At 53.0% G+C, this 16,521-nt stretch carries 17 protein-coding genes; 13 read left to right on the forward strand and 4 right to left on the reverse strand.

Annotation, left to right across the window (positions count from 1 at the left end; genetic code table 11):
- Positions 1-9 precede the first annotated feature (9 nt).
- The 5 genes from cobN to MWU63_RS09930 all read left to right on the forward strand — a co-directional run bounded on the left by cobN (position 10) and on the right by MWU63_RS09930 (position 6,096).
- Entirely contained in the window at positions 10-3,765 is a 3,756-nt protein-coding gene (cobN, locus tag MWU63_RS09910; protein WP_247077746.1) for a cobaltochelatase subunit CobN, read from the forward strand.
- Positions 3,762-4,244: a GNAT family N-acetyltransferase gene (locus tag MWU63_RS09915; RefSeq protein WP_247077748.1), complete on the forward strand. Its 483-nt coding sequence runs from the start codon at positions 3,762-3,764 to the stop codon at positions 4,242-4,244. Before cobN ends, MWU63_RS09915 begins: the two co-directional genes overlap by 4 nt.
- Positions 4,241-4,783 (forward strand): GFA family protein, encoded by a 543-nt coding sequence (locus tag MWU63_RS09920; RefSeq protein ID WP_247077750.1) that lies wholly within the window; start codon positions 4,241-4,243, stop codon positions 4,781-4,783. Before MWU63_RS09915 ends, MWU63_RS09920 begins: the two co-directional genes overlap by 4 nt.
- Positions 4,780-5,400 carry a cob(I)yrinic acid a,c-diamide adenosyltransferase gene (gene cobO / locus MWU63_RS09925; protein ID WP_213887122.1) on the forward strand — a complete coding sequence of 207 codons (621 nt, stop codon included), beginning with the start codon at positions 4,780-4,782 and terminating at the stop codon, positions 5,398-5,400. Before MWU63_RS09920 ends, cobO begins: the two co-directional genes overlap by 4 nt.
- Positions 5,401-5,556: 156 nt before the next feature.
- Entirely contained in the window at positions 5,557-6,096 is a 540-nt protein-coding gene (locus tag MWU63_RS09930; protein WP_213887121.1) for an NAD(P)H-dependent oxidoreductase, read from the forward strand.
- Positions 6,097-6,141: 45 nt separating this feature from the next.
- Here the strand turns inward: MWU63_RS09930 and MWU63_RS09935 are convergent, their stop codons facing one another.
- Positions 6,142-6,540 carry a VOC family protein gene (locus MWU63_RS09935; RefSeq protein ID WP_213887120.1) on the reverse strand — a complete coding sequence of 133 codons (399 nt, stop codon included), beginning with the start codon at positions 6,538-6,540 and terminating at the stop codon, positions 6,142-6,144.
- A gap of 42 nt (positions 6,541-6,582) precedes the next feature.
- On the opposite strand from MWU63_RS09935, the gene MWU63_RS09940 reads away from it, so the two are divergent.
- Positions 6,583-7,386 carry an acyl dehydratase gene (locus MWU63_RS09940; RefSeq protein ID WP_213887119.1) on the forward strand — a complete coding sequence of 268 codons (804 nt, stop codon included), beginning with the start codon at positions 6,583-6,585 and terminating at the stop codon, positions 7,384-7,386.
- On the opposite strand, the gene MWU63_RS09945 is transcribed toward MWU63_RS09940, so the two are convergent.
- The gene (locus MWU63_RS09945; RefSeq protein WP_247077758.1) at positions 7,383-8,420 is read right to left on the reverse strand and encodes an FAD-binding oxidoreductase; all 1,038 of its coding nucleotides are present in this window, start codon (positions 8,418-8,420) and stop codon (positions 7,383-7,385) included. The genes MWU63_RS09940 and MWU63_RS09945 overlap by 4 nt on opposite strands.
- Before the next feature lie 57 nt (positions 8,421-8,477).
- On the opposite strand from MWU63_RS09945, the gene mnmD reads away from it, so the two are divergent.
- Positions 8,478-9,161: a tRNA (5-methylaminomethyl-2-thiouridine)(34)-methyltransferase MnmD gene (gene mnmD / locus MWU63_RS09950; protein WP_213887117.1), complete on the forward strand. Its 684-nt coding sequence runs from the start codon at positions 8,478-8,480 to the stop codon at positions 9,159-9,161.
- Positions 9,158-10,066 carry a DMT family transporter gene (locus MWU63_RS09955; protein ID WP_213887116.1) on the forward strand — a complete coding sequence of 303 codons (909 nt, stop codon included), beginning with the start codon at positions 9,158-9,160 and terminating at the stop codon, positions 10,064-10,066. Before mnmD ends, MWU63_RS09955 begins: the two co-directional genes overlap by 4 nt.
- Here MWU63_RS09955 and MWU63_RS09960 read toward each other — a convergent pair.
- On the reverse strand, positions 10,024-11,967 hold the full coding sequence (locus MWU63_RS09960) for a lytic transglycosylase domain-containing protein (RefSeq protein ID WP_213887115.1): 1,944 nt from the start codon (positions 11,965-11,967) through the stop codon (positions 10,024-10,026). The two genes, MWU63_RS09955 and MWU63_RS09960, sit on opposite strands and share 43 nt — an antisense overlap.
- A 162-nt stretch (positions 11,968-12,129) precedes the next feature.
- Here MWU63_RS09960 and dapA point away from each other — a divergent pair, with 162 nt between their 5' ends.
- On the forward strand, positions 12,130-13,005 hold the full coding sequence (gene dapA, locus MWU63_RS09965) for a 4-hydroxy-tetrahydrodipicolinate synthase (protein WP_213887114.1): 876 nt from the start codon (positions 12,130-12,132) through the stop codon (positions 13,003-13,005).
- A 133-nt stretch (positions 13,006-13,138) separates the two neighbouring features.
- Here the strand turns inward: dapA and MWU63_RS09970 are convergent, their stop codons facing one another.
- Entirely contained in the window at positions 13,139-13,921 is a 783-nt protein-coding gene (locus tag MWU63_RS09970) for a hypothetical protein (protein WP_213887113.1), read from the reverse strand.
- Positions 13,922-14,165: 244 nt separating this feature from the next.
- On the opposite strand from MWU63_RS09970, the gene MWU63_RS09975 reads away from it, so the two are divergent.
- The 4 genes from MWU63_RS09975 (at position 14,166) to sseA (ending at position 16,521) form a co-directional block, all read left to right on the forward strand.
- Complete coding sequence (locus MWU63_RS09975; RefSeq protein ID WP_246531552.1) at positions 14,166-14,576, forward strand: RidA family protein; 411 nt, start codon at positions 14,166-14,168, stop codon at positions 14,574-14,576.
- 103 nt (positions 14,577-14,679) lie between these two features.
- A complete protein-coding gene (smpB, locus tag MWU63_RS09980; protein WP_213887112.1) occupies positions 14,680-15,153 on the forward strand; it encodes an SsrA-binding protein SmpB in 474 nt (157 codons plus the stop codon).
- Between the two features lie 123 nt (positions 15,154-15,276).
- A complete protein-coding gene (locus MWU63_RS09985; protein WP_247077760.1) occupies positions 15,277-15,564 on the forward strand; it encodes a hypothetical protein in 288 nt (95 codons plus the stop codon).
- A 102-nt stretch (positions 15,565-15,666) separates the two neighbouring features.
- Positions 15,667-16,521: a 3-mercaptopyruvate sulfurtransferase gene (sseA, locus tag MWU63_RS09990; RefSeq protein ID WP_213887110.1), complete on the forward strand. Its 855-nt coding sequence runs from the start codon at positions 15,667-15,669 to the stop codon at positions 16,519-16,521.

The raw sequence follows: 16,521 nt of genomic DNA on the forward strand, positions 1-16,521 counted from the left end.
CGCGCTCTGATGCACCTTCTTGCAGCCACCCCCGGTGCTATTGACGACGGGAATGAACCCTTCGACCTGGGCCAAACCCCGGCCGATGTTGTGTTTATCTCTGCGGCTGACACGGAATTGGCTGCGCTGTCTGAAGCTCGGTCTGAACTGGCAGATGCACCAAGCCTTCGGCTCGCCAATCTGACGCATTTACAGCACCCGATGTCTGTCGATCTGCACATCGAGGCATGTGCGACAAAGTCCCGTATCGTCGTTGCCCGGGTGCTGGGTGGTGCGGGCTACTGGAAATATGGGCTGGAACAATACGCAGCCCATTTGCACGACGCTGGTGTGCCTTTTGCTGCACTTCCGGGTGACGACAAACCCGACGAAGACTTGTGGAGGTTATCGACGGTCAATCGTGAAGATTATGACGCGCTATGGGCCTACCTTGTCGAGGGCGGGCCAGATAATGCCAGTAACCTGCTACGCTATACGAAATCGATGCTGGACGGCGGCGAAAAGCCGGCAAGCGCAAGTCCGTTGCTGCGGGCTGGTGTTTACTGGCCCGGCTCCGGAGTTGAGGACCTTTCATCTGCACAAGAATCTTGGACTGAAAACGCCCCGGTTGTGCCGCTGATCTTTTACCGTGCTTTGGTGCAGGGTGCTGGGTTGCATCCGATCAACCGCATGGTGAAGGCGCTTTTGCGTCAGGGGCTGAACCCGCTGCCAATCTTTGTCGCGTCCCTGAAAGACCCGGTTTCAGTTGCTACGCTTGAAAGCCTGTTCAAGGCTGCACCTCCCTCGGTCATCCTGAACTGTACCTCTTTCGCGGTGGGCTCCCCTCATCAGGGGGAACACCTTCAAGGTGCTGCAAATCCGCTTCAGATGGCCGCCGCAAACGGCAGTACTGTGTTTCAGGTCGTTCTTGCGGCCTCGTCTGAAGAAGCGTGGGAAACCGGCCTGACCGGTCTTTCCGGCCGCGACATCGCGATGAATGTCGCCCTACCCGAGGTCGACGGGCGGGTTCTGTCGCGTGCGATCAGTTTCAAGGGTGAGGCCTATTTTGACGAAGCCACCGAATGCCCGATAGCAACATACCGCGCGCGCGGCGATCGGGTGGAATTTGTTGCAGAGCTTGCCAAGAACTGGGCGAATCTTCGTGGAAAGCCTGATGCTGAGCGCCGTGTCGCGCTCGTTCTTGCGAACTATCCGAACAAGGACGGCCGCCTTGCAAATGGTGTTGGGCTTGATACCCCGGCTGCAACCGTTCACGTGCTGAATCTACTACAGGAAAGTGGCTATAGTCTGCGCAATCTCCCTGCAGACAGTGACGCCTTAATGCAGGCTATACTGGCTGGCCCAACAAATTGGCTGACCGACAGGGCCGAAAGGCAGGGCGGCGTCGATCTATCGATGGCTGACTATCAGATTTCCTACGGTACGTTGCCTTGGGAACTGCGCGAGAGGATTGAGGAACGTTGGGGCAAGCCAGAGGCTGATCCGTTTTTTGAACTCGGTGAGGTTGATTGCGGGCGCTTCAAATTGTCTATTCTGACCTTTGGCAATGTTGTTGTCGGCCTTCAACCTGCGCGTGGCTACAACATTGACCCGACCGACACCTACCATTCCCCGGACCTTGTCCCGCCGCATAATTACCTCGCGTTTTATTTCTGGCTACGCCACAGTTTCAGGGCTGATGCGATTGTGCATATGGGCAAACATGGCAACCTTGAATGGTTGCCGGGCAAGGCACTGGCATTGTCTGATACGTGCCTGCCCGAGGCTGTCCTTGGACCGATGCCGCATATATACCCCTTCATCGTGAACGACCCCGGTGAAGGCACACAAGCCAAGCGTCGCTCGCAAGCGGTGATTATAGACCATCTGACGCCACCACTGACCCGCGCTGAAACCTATGGGCCGTTGCGCGATCTGGAAGCACTGGTTGATGAATACTATGAAGCCGCAGGCGTTGACCCGCGCCGCATTAGACACCTGAGACGCGAGATACTGTCGCTTACCTCTACAACCGGGATCGATGCCGACGTTGGCATGAAGGGCGAAGATGAAGACACAGATCTGGCAAAGCTCGATGCCTATCTTTGCGAATTGAAAGAGGCGCAGATTCGTGACGGTTTGCATGTTTTTGGCACCTCTCCAGAGGGTCGGTTAGAACGCGATCTGACCCTTGCCCTCGTCCGCGTTCCGCGCGGGGATGGTGAAGGGGCAAATGCCTCGCTGCTCCGGGCTTTGTCTGCTGATCTGGGGTTCAACGCAGTGAGTGTTCCATCAAGTGGCGGAGTTGAGCAGGCATTTGACCCGTTGGATTGCGCCATGTCGCACGCATGGTCCGGCTCGCACCCCAAAGTGCTAAAGGCAATGTCAGCAGACCCTTGGCGAACGGCCGGCGACACGGTCGAGCGGCTGGAGGAGCTTTGCTGTTGCCTGCTTGATGGCACAAAACCCGACCCAAAATGGAAACACACCATTCTGTTGATGGAAGAAATCCACGCCGTTGTTTTGCCCGCACTCCGCGCCTGCGGACAGAACGAAGGCGCGGGGCTTCTGACCGCGCTTCAAGGCCAGTTTGTCGCCCCGGCCCCTTCCGGTGCGCCAACCCGTGGGCGTTTGGATGTACTGCCGACCGGGCGGAACTTTTTCTCTGTCGACAGTCGCGCCGTACCGACGCCAACCGCTTGGGCGTTAGGCTGGAAATCTGCAAATCTTCTGATTGAAAAGCACTTGCAAACGCATGGCGACTGGCCGCGCACCATGTTGCTGACCGCCTGGGGTACCGCCAATATGCGGACAGGTGGTGACGACATCGCACAATGCCTTGCACTGATGGGCGTAAAACCGAAATGGGACAGTTCAAACCGCCGCGTTACAGGTTTTGAAATTTTACCCCAAGGCGTGCTTGGCCGTCCACGTGTGGATGTAACTTTGCGAGTCTCCGGTTTCTTTCGTGATGCGTTTCCGCAGCTTATTGCCCTGGTTGATTCTGCGGCCCGCGCAGTTATGGAGCTTGATGAACTCGAAGATTTGAACCCAGCCGCCGCACGTGCCCGCACTGAAGGGCCAGAAGCGCATCATCGCGTGTTCGGGTCCAAACCCGGGTCTTATGGTGCTGGCTTGCAAGCCATGATTGACGAGCGACTTTGGGCAGGTAAAGCTGATCTTGCCGAGGCTTATCTTGAATGGGGCAGCTACGCCTATGGCAAGAATGCCGAAGGTACGCGTGCGCGGGAAGCATTTGAGACCCGTCTGTCCCAGACCGAAGCCATTGTTCAAAATCAGGACAACCGCGAACACGACCTTCTGGATAGTGACGATTATTATCAGTTCGAAGGCGGCGCCGCCGCTGCTGTCAGCACGCTTCAGGGCAAAGAAAGGCCGATCTACCACAATGACCATTCGCGCCCGGAACGCCCTGTTATTCGAACGCTGGAAGATGAGATTGGGCGCGTTGTCCGTTCGCGTGTGGTGAACCCGAAATGGATCAACGGGGTCAAGCGCCACGGCTACAAAGGCGCTTTTGAAATGGCGGCGACTGTTGATTACCTCTTTGCCTTTGCCGCAACGACCGGCGCGGTGAAAGGCCATCATTTTGACCTTGTCCACACCGCTTTTCTGGAAGACGAGGACACGCGCACATTTATTGCTGAACACAATGAACCCGCACTGCGGGAAATGGCACAAAGGTTGAATGAGGCGATTGACCGGGGGCTTTGGACGCCGCGATCAAACTCAGCACGCGCATTGCTGGCAGAGCTTGCCCAATGACACCACGTCGCGTTAAACCGGGCGAGGATCACGCGGCATTGCTGCAGCTAATTCAGACATCATTTGCCTATATGGAAGGGCGCATTGATCCACCCTCATCAATGCACCTGCTATCACTTAAAAACATTGCAGAACACGCTGAACAGAATGAAATCTGGGTGATCGAGCAAAATGACGCCCCAATTGCATGCATCTTTTTAACCGTCAAACCCGACACGCTATATCTTGGAAAACTCGCAGTTAACGAGAGTTCGAGAAACAAAGGGCTGGCCCGTGCTCTTGTCACACTAGCCGAGAATCGAGCCAGAGATTTAGGCAAATCGAAACTGGAGCTTGAAAGCCGCGTCGAACTTGTTGAAAACCACGCAGCCTTTGCAGCCATGGGCTTTGGCATCGTCGGGGAAACGGCGCATCCCGGATATCAAAACGCAACCTCATACACGTTGCAAAAACCGATCAAAGGCACCCTCGGGGCATGAAAACTGTGTCATCATTACAGCCACAAGAAAACCAATCTTGCCGCGCACATCGCAAATTTAAACAAATTCAAATGCCGTTTTTTGCGCCTATAATGGAAACTAACTCTTACCCCGCGCAGGAGAGAATAATGAGTGGTTCTGGAAGATGCCTATGCGGTGCTGCCAAGTTCAAGTTTGAGCGCAAACCCCTGTGGTCTGGCTTTTGCCACTGTGAAAGTTGCCGCAGAAATTGCGCAGCACCTGTTGCGGCTTTCTTTGGTGTAGCAAATGAACACTACAGGTGGCTTGGGACACCCCCTGCAACCTATAAATCTTTTGCCGATGTTACCCGGCATTTTTGCGCGAAATGTGGAACACCCATGGCTTATGAAGCGGAACGCTTTCCGGGTGAAATTCACTTCTATGCGACAACACTTGATGATCCCGCAGATTTCAAACCAAAATTTCACGTTCACTACAAAGAGCCTGTTGAGTGGTTGCATATCACGGATGATTTGCCAAAGTATCAAACGACCTCATTAAATGGAAACGCAGAATGACCGACGTCAAACCAGAAGACCTTGACCGCCACTCGATGAAAATGGCCAAGAAGAAGGCCGCGCGCGATAAGATCATGGCAACCAAGACCGACAAGAAAGGTCTGATCATCGTGCACACCGGTAAGGGCAAAGGTAAATCCTCTGCAGCGTTCGGCATGATCTTTCGCTGCATCGCCCACGACATGAAATGTGCCGTCGTGCAGTTTATCAAGGGTGGGATGTCGACTGGCGAACGTGATCTGATCCTTAACAAGTTTTCCGATGCCTGCGAATTCTACACGATGGGCGAAGGCTTTACCTGGGAAACCCAAGACAAAAGCCGCGACATCGAAATGGCGGCAGCCGCCTGGGAAAAGGCAAAAGAACTGATCCGCGACCCAGCCAACAAGATGGTTCTGCTTGACGAAATCAACATTGCGCTACGCTACGACTACATCGACATCAATGATGTCGTTGAGTTTTTGAAGGCGGAAAAACCTGAAATGACTCATGTGGTTCTGACAGGGCGAAATGCAAAGGAAGAGCTGATCGAAATCGCTGATCTGGTAACGGAAATGGAACTTATCAAGCACCCGTTCCGATCCGGCGTCAAAGCCCAGATTGGGGTGGAATTTTAGAGCCAAATTGCAAACCGCTCCTTTCTCGACGTTTCCATAACGAGGGATGGTCTAGCAGGCGCTGTGCATCGATCATGCACAGCCTGTGCGCAGGCAGGTATTGCGTCATTTTGGTTTGCTGATCATCTAATGTGTAACTGATTTAAAAGGTGACTCATGTCGAAACCAACATTGCTAGGAATTTCCGGCTCTCTTCGCAAAGACTCTTTTAACCGAAAACTGATCCGCGAAGCAGCGCGGTTGTTCGATGGTGATTTCATTGAGGCGGACCTACAAATGCCGCTCTACGATGGCGACCTTGAAAGCGCCAGCGGTGTTCCTGTACCCGCTCAAACACTCGCAGAACAGATTGCAAACGCTGATGCAGTAATCATTTCGACACCAGAATACAATCAGGCCCTTTCCGGAGTTTTGAAAAATGCGCTCGACTGGGTCAGCCGCACCGATGGCGCACCTTGGAAAAATAAACCTGTCGCGATCATTTCAGCCGCTGCCGGTCGTGCAGGTGGAGCGCGTGCGCAATATTCTCTGCGTCTGGCAATGAACCCGTTTCGACCAAGATTGCTAACCGGTCCAGAGGTTGGCGTTGCTGGCGCACAAGCCGAATTCAATGATGACGGTCTTCTGACGAACAAGCACTACATCAAGGCTTTGACGGAGTTGATGGCCGCATTGCATGCAGACGCTAAACGCTGATCTGAATATCTGGGCTTGTTCGGGATTTCTGTTGCATCAAGCGTGTCAAACCTTGTTCGAAATTTCGATCAGGTTCCCGTCTGGATCACGAATATACAATGACTGAATGGGCCCTGTCGCGCCATTGCGTGCGACTGAGCCATCTTCGATTGGTATTCCCGAAGCAGTTAAATACGCCTCCCATTCCGGGAGTGGAACATCACTTAGAAAGCACAGGTCCGCAGAACCAGATACAGGCGCCTGCGCTTTTGGCTCAAACTCTGCCCCTGCGAGGTGCAGGTTTATCTTTTGTTTGCCAAACTTCAGCGCAGTCCGGCGACTACCATCACTGGGGTAAAACTCCTCCGCCGTCATTCCAAGAACTTCAGTATAAAAATCCGTGGTTTGTTCAATGTTGCGAACAGTAAGCACCAGATGATCAAGGGATGTTAGTTTTGGTGCCATCACATCTTTTCCTTTTTGACCGCTGCGGTTAACGTCGCCTTCATGCACGACGCTATTGGACGATCACACACCCTTCATTGCACGCTGGACCCGGCTCGCGCCGCCGCCTTGCACGTTTTACTTGGCTTGAACGGTCCTGCACCAGCAGAAGGTGATCCACTTCCGCCCTTCTGGCATCAAATCTATTTCTGGGACCCGCTGCCAGCCGAAAAGCTTGGTCGCGACGGGCACATCAAAATTGGGGGTTTCATACCTGATCTGGGTCTGCCCCGCCGCATGTGGGCCGGTGGCCAGATGGAATTTCTATCCCCTTTGCTTATCGGCACCCCAGCGGATAAACACACCATTATCGAGAATGTTGCGTTGAAAGACGGGCGCAGCGGGCCACTTGCCTTTATCACCGTGCGCCACGAAGTTTACCAGAATGGCAAGCTTTGCCTTAAAGAACATCAAGACCTCGTCTACCGCGAAGACCCTGATCCGGGTGCGCCGAAACCAATACCCCCAGTTGCAAGAACGGATGAGGGCACACGTGAAAACCACAGTTTCAATTCAACTTTGTTGTTTCGTTACTCTGCGCTGACTTTGAACGGCCACCGCATCCATTATGACGAAACCTATTCGCGTGAAGTGGAAGGCTATGATGGCCTCGTCGTTCACGGCCCATTGCTGGCGCAGTTGCTGATGCATATGGCAGAGCGCGAACTTGGTTCACTTAAAACTTTTTCTTTCCGGGCAACAGCACCCGTCATGCATTTTGAAACTGTGACGTGCTGTAAAGAGGGTGCAGATATGTGGGTTCGCGGCCCAGACGGACGGCAGTGTATGCAGGCAACAGCGAGTTAAAGGTTGGCTTCAACCCTGAATGGATCAGGGATTTCGTCGCGCCCTTCCAACACAAGATCCGCCATTACCTCTGCGATTTTGGGTGCCATTCCCAACCCTATCTTGAACCCACCATTGGCAATGTACTCATCCGCGCGGCCGGGGTACGCCCCCAACATCGGAGCACGGGTTTTTGCCCGTGGTCGAACACCCGCCCAGCGTTCAATTACCTTTGCCCTAGTCAAAACAGGAAACGCATTCAGCGCACGTTCAAGAAGGTCGTCAAGCTGTTCGTCGGTGCTGGTTTCATCTTCGAACTCGCGTTCGCTGGTTGAGCCGACAGCAACAGTGCCATTCTCATGCGGTACAATATGGATACCGTCAGCAAACAAATGTGGCTGATCACCTGCATCATGACGCAGCAATATCGCCTGGCCTTTCAGCCCTTTACCAACCTCCTGACCAAGCGCGCGCGACAGGTCGAGCAAGCCATGATAACCAGTTGCCCAGATTACCCGCCCTTTTGGCTGCGCTTCACCAATCAAAATTTCAACCCCAAGCGACTGAACCGCAGCCGCCAGACTATGGGTTGCGGCACGGGGGTTAATACGAGCGCTTAAAGTGTCAAACGCCAGCATCCCAGTTTTGCTTTTAGGCGCCCAATCTCCGCGATCACCCACCTCTTCGACCCGCCAAATCGCTTTACCTCGCCATAAATCTTTTGCAGAGGATATCCGCTCCTGCGCAAGATTAAGAACTCTCATATCATCTAACGATTGCAACCGGCCTAACTGGGCGTAGCCGGACAATAGATTTGAGGCATCATCAACGGCTTTCCAAAAGCCCGGCATCATTGTCAGGCTCTGAAACTGAAACTCTTTCTTATGGTTCCAATTGTCCGGCGTATGAGGGGCCAATGCCCCAACGATTCCGCCGCTTGATCCGGCACCAATTGCATGTTTTTCAATAACCCGCACCTTTGCGCCACGGCTTGCGCAGACCCAGGCAATTGAAAGCCCAAAAATCCCTGCGCCCACGACTGTTATGTCGGCCATTGCCAAACCTTTCCGATTTCATCATTGTCCGTTCGTTAAGCGCTTTTAGGGCATCCCATGACGACAGACCAGCGGACAGAGTTAGAATGGCGCGACGGAATAACTCCGGTATCCGTGCAATTTGATGACCCTTATTTTTCCATCGAAAACGGTCTTGCTGAAACCCGGCATGTGTTCATGGCAGGAAACGGATTACCTGACCGGTTTGTCCCCGGTTTTCAAATAGCAGAACTTGGATTCGGCACTGGGCTCAACATGCTGACCGCCCTGCTTGATTGGCGCGTGTCCGACACCTTTGGGCCGCTGCGGTTTACATCATTCGAAGCCTACCCGCTGGAAGCAGATCAAATCGAAACAGCGCTTGCTGCGTTTCCGGAAGCGCAGGCGATTGCGGGACCATTCCTTGATCAATGGCGTTCGGGCAAAACCTACATCGAAACCGATGATCTTATAGCTGACATTCGCATTGGCGATGCGCGTGAAATGCTACCCCTTTGGCATGGCTTAGCTGACGCCTGGTTTCTTGATGGGTTTTCCCCGGTCAAAAACCCAGAGCTCTGGGAAGAGTCTCTGATCCAACAGGTCGCCAAGCATACAGCACCAAACTGCACATGCGCCACCTATACAGCCGCAGGTTTCGTTCGCCGCGCCTTATCAGAGGCTGGATTTACAGTGACCCGTCAAACAGGCTTTGGGCGCAAACGCCACATGACAACCGCCGTTATGGAAACCAAAGCATGACGCAATCAAACACCCGTCTTGGCATCCTGCTCATGATTGCGACAACCTTTGTCTTTGCAGCGCAAGACGGTTTGTCGCGTCATCTTGCAGACACCTATAATGTTTTGATGGTCGTCATGATCCGCTACTGGTTCTTTGCAGCCTTCGTGATCAGCATAGCGAGCCGAAAAACCGGGGGTATTCGCGCGGCGGCGGCAACGACTCAGCCCGTGCTGCAAATTTTTCGCGGGGTCCTGCTGGCCGTTGAAATCTGTGTGATGGTGCTTGCTTTCACCTATCTTGGGCTGGTCGAAAGCCACGCCATTTTTACAAGCTACCCTCTATTGATCGCCGCCTTGTCCGGCCCGGTTCTGGGTGAGACGGTAGGCTGGCGGCGTTGGACGGCCATTGGCGTGGGTTTCATTGGGGTTCTGATCATCTTGCAACCTGGTTTCAGGGTATTTGCACCAGAAGCCGTCATACCTTTGATCGCTGCTTTTCTTTTTGCTCTCTACGGGTTGCTGACCCGATATGCCGCGCGACGTGACACCGCCGCAACCAGTTTTTTCTGGACAGGTGTTGCAGGCTCTGTTGCGATGACATCCATTGGGGTGTGGTTCTGGGAACCTATGATCGCAACCGACTGGGGTTGGATGGCCTGTCTTTGTGTTACAGGTGTTCTGGGGCATTGGTTGCTGATCAAATGTTACGAAGTCGCTGAAGCCGGGGCTGTGCAGCCTTTTGCCTACCTGCAACTGGTTTTCGCAACCATGATCGGCATAACGCTTTTTGGCGAAACGCTGGAGTTCAATGTCATCGTCGGAGCGGGTCTGGTCGTTGGTGCCGGCTTGTTCGCACTTTGGCGCGAAAGGCGCGCCAAGCCCTACGGCGACTGCCGCAATTCCTGCGACAATGTCAGTTCCTGAACCTGACCCGTGAGGCGCGCGCGGTAAACCGGCAGAGATTCCATAACGCGCATTACGTAATTTCGCGTTTCATCAAACGGGATATGTTCAATCCAGTCGACAGCATCCACGCTTTCATTGCGCGGATCTCCGAAACGCTCGATCCATTTACGCGGTCTGGATGGTCCGGCATTGTAGCCCGCAGCAACCAGCACATAAGACTTACCGAACTCTTCGATCAGTAGCGCGAGATATGCGCTTCCAAGCTGCGAATTGTAGCGCCAGTCCGTCAACAAACGATCACCATTATACCCCAAGCCCAATTTACTGGTCATTGCCTGCGCCGTTCGTGGCATTAGTTGCATGATACCCCGAGCACCCGCACCGCTGACTGCTACCGGATTAAATTCACTTTCTCGCCGCGCAATTGAGAGCGTAAGCTCTGGCGCAACAGGCAGTTCCTCGCTGCGCAAAGGATGAAGCGGGTAGTAGGATCGTGGCAACATATACCCCTGTTGCGCGGCCTGTTTCGCAATTTTCAACGCGATGTGGGGCGCATCCAATGACAACGCCAAATCCGCCAATTGGCCCAATTCGCTTCGGTTTAGCGATTCCGCCTGATGCAGAAAGAAACGTTTAGCAAGATCTGGCTCACCAGCTTCCAACAACAGCAAAGCCGCCGCAATGACACTGGATTGCATGAAGTCGGCGTTCCTCCAATCCGGAAAACTCTCCGCTCCGGTCAGACCCGCATCCATTTTCCGGCCAGCCCGTTCAGCGGCGAGTAGGCCGTAAAAGCTCGTCTGATATCGCGCGCCAAAAGCATAGGCTGCCTGCGCTGCCTCTGTATTGCCCAACGCCTCTTCTGCGCGGCCCTTCCAATACCCTGCACGACCAAGACTGATCGGTGTGAAAACTGCGGCTTGAAAATTCTGAAAGTGCTCTAAGGCTTGCGCTGGTTCATCTAGTTTTCTTAACGCTATAAAACCTGACAGCCACTCAAGATCGGCGTAATTTCTACCTTCACTCAAATGGTGTGCAGACGCGAGCCGGTATGCCAATCTTGGCTGTCCATCGCGCATAAGCTGTCGCGCCATCTGTCGCCGGTACCGCCCCCAGCGTTCTGGCTCGCCAAGCGAGACTGCGCTTCCACTTCGCGCCAGAGCAATTTCGATGGCGGCTTCGTCACGCCCCTTTTTTGCGCGCCACAGGAACCGTTCATAGGCCAGACCAGGGTCATTTCTTAGAGCCGCTGGAACTGCCGCGATCAAACCGTCAACGCCGTTGGAATCCGCGCGCAACCCCAATCGCGCCTCGGCCAGTTTTCGCCAGCCCGGACTAACCAGCGGGAACATTGCCTTTGCTTCACTCACCAAACCGCGCCAAAGCAACATGTCGAGGCGTGCTTCATGATGCGCCCCAAGTATATGCCCGTATCTTTGTAGCAATACTGTGCGTGCTGATGGCTCTATTGAAAGGCTTCGCCATGCAATGACCGCTTCGTCGTTCGCGTCATGCTGCGCACCAATTTCGCGAAAAGCCCGCCCTCTTTGCAACGCACCATTCCCGGTCTGAGGAGGATGGTCTTCAAAGTATGCCAATACATCAGCTGTCGGAATAGCATCAGTGATGGATATCTCCCCCCGAGCCCGCAGCCGCTTTAACCCGGGCCAATCAGAACGGCGCGTTAAGAACCTTTGGAAATCTGTAAAATCGCCTTCTCCGGCACGAAGGCGGCGCCATTCCACTAAATCGAGCGCTACTTGACCCTCCGGACGCGCAAGTTTTACGGCTTCATCCCAATTGTCATCGCGCACTTCTTTCATCGCACTGGCCATAGCTTGGCCTTGTTCGGTGGTCTGCGCTTCAACAGCGCTGACGGATACGCAAAAAAGCAATAGTAGAACAATTAATTGGTGCATCAGCCTGTAGTCCCTGCTCGAATTCTGAGATTCCTTCGACAAATGTAGCGCATCCCCCTTCCCTTCGACACACAAACTTGGCATTTGGGGCAAATATGGCTAGGGTCTGCCGCGAATTCGTCGGGTTGACTGGATTAGCCCTCAAGCAAAAGGATGCGTATCATGTTTAAAGGGTCTCTCCCTGCTCTGGTAACGCCGTTCAAAGACGGCCAGCTGGATCTCGATACGCTTAAGAAGCTGGTCGAATGGCATATTGCAGAGGGCTCAACTGGTCTTGTCCCGGTTGGCACAACGGGTGAAAGCCCAACTTTGACCCATGAAGAGCATGAAATTGTTGTCGAGACGGTCGTAAAAGCAGCCGCTGGTCGCGTTCCTGTTATCGCGGGCGCCGGTTCAAACAACACGGTCGAAGCCGTGCGGTTCATGCGCCATGCGCACAGGGTTGGCGCAGACGCTGCACTTGTCGTGACACCATACTACAACAAGCCAACTCAGCGCGGGCTGATCGCGCATTACACCGAATTGCACGATTGCTGCGACCTGCCGATCTTTATTTATAACATCCCCGGCCGTTCAGTCGTTGATATGACAGCCCAAACGATGGGTGAACTTGCGCGCTTGCCACGGATTATCGGTGTGAAGGACGCCACGGCGGACATGACTCGTGTTTCTGAACAACGTGAAACTTGCGGCAAAGATTTCATCCAATTGTCTGCCGAAGATGGTTCGGCACTTGGGTTTAACGCGCACGGGGGTATTGGTTGTATTTCCGTCACAGCAAACGTTGCGCCGCGCCTTTGTGCGGAGTTTCAGGCAGCCATGCTTGCCGGTGATTTCACCACTGCGCTTGAGTATCAGGACCAGCTCATGCCGTTGCATCAGGCAATATTCACAGAGCCCGGCCTTGTTGGCGCAAAATACGGCCTCTCAAAACTTGGCCTGTGCTCCGCCGAAGTCCGCTCTCCGCTGACCGAATTGCTGGACGAAACAAAGGCGCAAATCGACGCCGCAATGCGCCATGCAGATTTGATTAATTAATGTAACAATAATACCTGTGTTTGTTCACTCTGGAAGAGACGCGAAAAAGTGAATTAGACATCTCTTGAGATAGTTTAACCAGGCAAAGCCCTGCAATTGTCGCTAGCACGACCAGAGTTTCTCTATTCAAAATTCACTTTGACCCTTCGTCGCGTGGGATCAGGTCCAAGACAGATTCATTGCCGTGTTTGGGCTTAAGGCGCTGGGCACGAGCGAAAATTGATCGCTGATCTGTCATAACAGCAAACAACATTGAGCGAGCGAGCGGGGCGATTACTTCATCTTTCTCAGAGAGCGCCCAGAGGCGTGCCAGCATGTTGCGATCAAGATCGCCGTTCTGAAATGAATATGGCACCATTCCGAAAGCCAGCGGAAATCGGCGTATTTCTGGATTTCGCCTAAATGGGGCGCGACCTGATTGACCGGTAAGGCGCCTTTCACTGTCGTGCAGTTTTATCATGTCAAATAGGATTGAAAGACCCATCCCCAGTGATCGTTGCTCATATGAGTTACCGTGGTCGGCAAACGTGGTCGCTGCGGATATCTTCCATCGTATCGTCAGGTCTTTGGCTAAACGAGTTCCTTGCTCTCGCCACAGGCGCAGAAAGAGATGCGTTGCATTTTCCGGCGCTTCGCGTCTGCGTAAAACCGCGATTAGCAAAGCATGTAAAAGCAAAAGACCATTTTGGCCCGCGAATTCGGTTTGCAGTTCTGCGAGCGTTAACTGAAAATCATGCTTTCTTAATTCTTCGGATAAGATTTCGGGAGAGGTCACAGTTTGATCCGCAAGTAAGTTTAGATCTACGTCAACAGGTGGAAGTACCTCCTCCACGCCAATAAACGGAAACTGCTTTTTCTCGAACCTGCGCGAGAGTAAGTAAAAACCACCCTGATAGATTTCGCTCAATATCTCCATCGCCTACAAATTTCTCCATTATTCACTAACTAACGGCTCGCGATTAACAAAAGTGATCAATTAGAAACCCGCATCTCTAAATATACGTCAGCATCAATTCTTCAATCTTTAGTTGCGATGCGGCAATCGGTTTCTCCGAAAATGACAAGTGAAAACTGAATTGAGTAGGCGTTCGCCGCCTAATTTCGCAAAAACGAAATTTTCCGTTAACGTGCCCCTACTTAATCCATTACCGGAGGCCAACATGGCGCTATTTGACAGAGAGCTTATTTCCAACGGAAACCCGATGGAGGCGATCGTGGGCTTCTCTCGTGCCGTTCGGGTTGGCCCATTTATTTCGATTGGTGGAACTGCCCCGGTTGGTCCCGACGGGAAAACCGTTGGTATCGGTGATGTCGCGATGCAGACAAAATGTATTCTGGAGATCATTAAGGCTGCGCTTGAACAGGCGGGGTCTGGCATGCACGACGTTGTGCGTACCCGGATTATCCTGACAAATATTGATGATTGGAAATCTGCCATAGACGTCCGCAAAGATTATTTCGCCGATGTGCGTCCGGTTGATACAATCATGGCGGTTGAACGCTTTGTAAATCCGGAATGGTTGATCGAGATAGAAGCAGACGCCGTGATCGCGGAATGGCCTTCCAGCTAAAATAGAATTCAAAGGCACTGGTTATAATTTTTAAATTTCAACTTACCTTCTGCGTCGGTCCCCGATGGACACCCTCTTTGCTGCGGTGTAGGCAACAGACATTATGTCGAACAAGAAATCAGACCCAAACTATAAGGTGATCGCCGAAAACCGGCGCGCGCGCTATGACTATGCCATCGAGGATGATCTCGAATGTGGCATCGTGCTTTTTGGGTCCGAGGTAAAATCGACCCGCACGGGTCAGGTTAACATTGCCGACAGTTATGCAAATGTTGAAGACGGTGAACTTTGGCTGATTAACGGCTACATTTCCCCTTATGCGCAAGCTAAAACCTGGGGTCACGAAGAGCGGCGCAAACGTAAACTTCTGGTTTCAAAGAAAGAATTATCAAAACTTTGGCAAGCAACTTCGCGTCAAGGTATGACCCTTGTGCCGCTGGTCATGTATTTCAACCACAAAGGTATGGTCAAACTTAAGATCGGTATCGCCAAAGGTAAAAAGGTTCACGACAAACGTGCGACCGAGGCAAAACGCGACTGGGGCCGCCAGAAACAGCGTCTTTTACGTAACGGTTAGATCAGTCAAATTATTCCCCTTCGCGGAAAAACATTAAATTTGATATCCTCCGCCTAAGCCAAGTATCTGGGCCGGGTATTGGTGTATAAATTTAATGGCCCATGACGGAAGAAGGACACAAAAATGGAACTCCTGATCAGTCTGATATCGGGTGCCATCGGCGGCAACGTAGCTGGCGGCCTGTTAAAGAACCTTAACCAAGGCACTCTGGTGAATTCGATTGCCGGAATCTTGGGCGGTGGTATTGGTGGCCAGCTCCTCGGAATGATTGGCGCAGGTGGCATGGCCGACGCGGCTGCAGGCAGCGGAATGGACCTTGGCGCAATCGTTAGCCAAATTGCTGGCGGCGGTGTTGGCGGCGGCGTTTTGCTGGCAATCGTCGGAATCGTCAAAAAGATGATGGCAAAATAAGAAAAATTGCAGGTGCCTGCCCCTTAGGTAAGGCACCTGCCTCTTGCCAGCGCGTGTCCCTCTCGGTAGGCAAGGATCGACCGAGTCTTCTGGGGGCGAAAAATGTCCGAAAATGATCCGAAAACACTGGTTTCAACAGACTGGCTAGCCCAGCATCTGAAAGATCCAGACCTGCGTATTCTTGATGCATCCTGGTATATGCCGCAATCTGGGCGTAACCCACGTGCGGAATATGAAGAGGCCCACATTCCGGGTGCACGGTTTTTCGATATCGATGACATCAGTGATCATCGCTCTGAGCTGCCACATATGGCACCTCCAATTGAAAAATTCATGTCACGAATGCGCGAAATGGGCGTGGGAGACGGCCATCAGGTTGTTGCCTACGATGGTTCTGGTCTGTTTTCCGCGGCACGTGTCTGGTGGTTGTTTCGCCTTATGGGCAAAACAGACATCGCTGTTCTGGATGGTGGCCTTCCCAAATGGATCGCCGAAGAACGTGAAGTCGAAGACTTGCCCCCAATCGTGCGCGACCGTCATATGACAGTTCAACGGCAGGCACATCTGACCAAAGATGTTACGCAAGTCGCCGCAGCAGCGAAACTGGGTGATTATACAATCGTCGACGCTCGCAGCGCTGCACGCTTTCGGGGCGAAGAAGAAGAGCCGCGTCCGGGCCTTCGTTCCGGACGCATACCCAATTCGGTAAATGTTCCCTACCCGGATGTTCTGAACGCTGACGGAACGATGAAATCCGTGGATGCACTGAAACCCATTTTCGAAAATGCTGGCGTCGACCTTGGCAAGCCAGCAATCACCACTTGCGGTTCTGGTGTAACTGCAGCGATCCTCAGCCTTGCGCTGGAACGTATTGGGCATCGTCGCCACGCGCTCTATGACGGTTCATGGGCGGAATGGGGCATGTACAATGATCTTAAAATAAAAACGGGGGCCTGA

Source organism: Pseudohalocynthiibacter sp. F2068 (assembly GCF_023015645.1).
GTDB lineage: Bacteria > Pseudomonadota > Alphaproteobacteria > Rhodobacterales > Rhodobacteraceae > Pseudohalocynthiibacter > Pseudohalocynthiibacter aestuariivivens.

What these genes read in the sequence shown, in the direction of transcription:
- cobN (WP_247077746.1), top strand. Translation starts at nt 10, where the DNA reads ATGCACCTTCTTGCAGCCACCCCCGGTGCTATTGACGACGGGAATGAA.
- MWU63_RS09915 (WP_247077748.1), top strand. Translation starts at nt 3,762, where the DNA reads ATGACACCACGTCGCGTTAAACCGGGCGAGGATCACGCGGCATTGCTG.
- MWU63_RS09920 (WP_247077750.1), top strand. Translation starts at nt 4,241, where the DNA reads ATGAAAACTGTGTCATCATTACAGCCACAAGAAAACCAATCTTGCCGC.
- cobO (WP_213887122.1), top strand. Translation starts at nt 4,780, where the DNA reads ATGACCGACGTCAAACCAGAAGACCTTGACCGCCACTCGATGAAAATG.
- MWU63_RS09930 (WP_213887121.1), top strand. Translation starts at nt 5,557, where the DNA reads ATGTCGAAACCAACATTGCTAGGAATTTCCGGCTCTCTTCGCAAAGAC.
- MWU63_RS09935 (WP_213887120.1), bottom strand. Translation starts at nt 6,540, where the DNA reads ATGGCACCAAAACTAACATCCCTTGATCATCTGGTGCTTACTGTTCGC.
- MWU63_RS09940 (WP_213887119.1), top strand. Translation starts at nt 6,583, where the DNA reads ATGCACGACGCTATTGGACGATCACACACCCTTCATTGCACGCTGGAC.
- MWU63_RS09945 (WP_247077758.1), bottom strand. Translation starts at nt 8,420, where the DNA reads ATGGCCGACATAACAGTCGTGGGCGCAGGGATTTTTGGGCTTTCAATT.
- mnmD (WP_213887117.1), top strand. Translation starts at nt 8,478, where the DNA reads ATGACGACAGACCAGCGGACAGAGTTAGAATGGCGCGACGGAATAACT.
- MWU63_RS09955 (WP_213887116.1), top strand. Translation starts at nt 9,158, where the DNA reads ATGACGCAATCAAACACCCGTCTTGGCATCCTGCTCATGATTGCGACA.
- MWU63_RS09960 (WP_213887115.1), bottom strand. Translation starts at nt 11,967, where the DNA reads ATGCACCAATTAATTGTTCTACTATTGCTTTTTTGCGTATCCGTCAGC.
- dapA (WP_213887114.1), top strand. Translation starts at nt 12,130, where the DNA reads ATGTTTAAAGGGTCTCTCCCTGCTCTGGTAACGCCGTTCAAAGACGGC.
- MWU63_RS09970 (WP_213887113.1), bottom strand. Translation starts at nt 13,921, where the DNA reads ATGGAGATATTGAGCGAAATCTATCAGGGTGGTTTTTACTTACTCTCG.
- MWU63_RS09975 (WP_246531552.1), top strand. Translation starts at nt 14,166, where the DNA reads ATGGCGCTATTTGACAGAGAGCTTATTTCCAACGGAAACCCGATGGAG.
- smpB (WP_213887112.1), top strand. Translation starts at nt 14,680, where the DNA reads ATGTCGAACAAGAAATCAGACCCAAACTATAAGGTGATCGCCGAAAAC.
- MWU63_RS09985 (WP_247077760.1), top strand. Translation starts at nt 15,277, where the DNA reads ATGGAACTCCTGATCAGTCTGATATCGGGTGCCATCGGCGGCAACGTA.
- sseA (WP_213887110.1), top strand. Translation starts at nt 15,667, where the DNA reads ATGTCCGAAAATGATCCGAAAACACTGGTTTCAACAGACTGGCTAGCC.